The following is an 809-nucleotide window of genomic DNA, read 5'->3' on the forward strand; positions in this document are numbered from 1 at the left end:
CGGTCCCCACTGGGCTGGCTGCTGCCCGCCGTAGCGGGCCGCGAGGCGGGCCGTCAGTTCCGGCAGGGGCAGCGCGGCAAGCGACGCGGCATCCGCGCAAGCTGCTGGTGGGCGTAGCAGGAACAGCAGAGCGATAAAGAAAGTGGCAAGAACGGTCGGGGGCGTACGTCCGGGCATGTCCCGCCGCACAAAGCGCCCCGGCCAGCCGGTGGCAGCCATGGTCCCCTACCCCTTGCCCGAGCCCGTGTGTAAACCGGGCAGTTCGCACTGGCCGCAGACGCGGCCCACGGCCACGTCGCCCAGCCCAAGGGCCACGGCAACCAGGGTGCGCGCGCCTTCGGCGGGCAGTTCCAGCCCGGTCCACAGGCGGAACTGTTCACGTCCCTGCTCCACGAACATGCCCAGGCCATCCTGCGTATCCCAGCCCGCGTCGGCGGCCTCGGACAGGAAGCGGGTGCGCAGCGGGTTGTAGACAAGGTCGTAGGCCAGCCCGCGCCGTCCATCTCCCCCTGCCGCAACGCCCTGCGCCGCAAACCCCTGTGCCGGAAAGGCCGTGTCGCCCTGTCGCTCGCCGGACATGCCCATGGGCGTGGTGTTGACCACAAGGCCCGCGCCCCAGTGGACGCGCGCATCCCAGTCCACCACTTCCGCGCCGAATTCGGCGGCCAGTGGGGCGGCCTTTTCCGCGTTGCGCCCGGTGACGGCCACCGTGCCCACCACGCCTTCTCCGGCACCGGCAAGCTCGCGCAGACCGGCCAGCACGGCGCGGGCCGCGCCGCCGTTGCCCAGCACCAGTGCCCTTTCGCACC

The 809-nt window shown here is 72.1% G+C and carries 1 protein-coding gene; it reads right to left on the reverse strand.

The annotated features are described in order from the left end of the window. Window positions 1-225 precede the first annotated feature (225 nt). Window positions 226-809: shikimate dehydrogenase family protein (locus tag FVW27_RS17705; protein ID WP_424991888.1), on the reverse strand; the 584-nt coding region annotated here is incomplete at its 5' end.

It is taken from the genome of Nitratidesulfovibrio liaohensis (genome assembly GCF_011682075.1).
Taxonomy (GTDB): Bacteria; Desulfobacterota; Desulfovibrionia; order Desulfovibrionales; family Desulfovibrionaceae; genus Cupidesulfovibrio; species Cupidesulfovibrio liaohensis.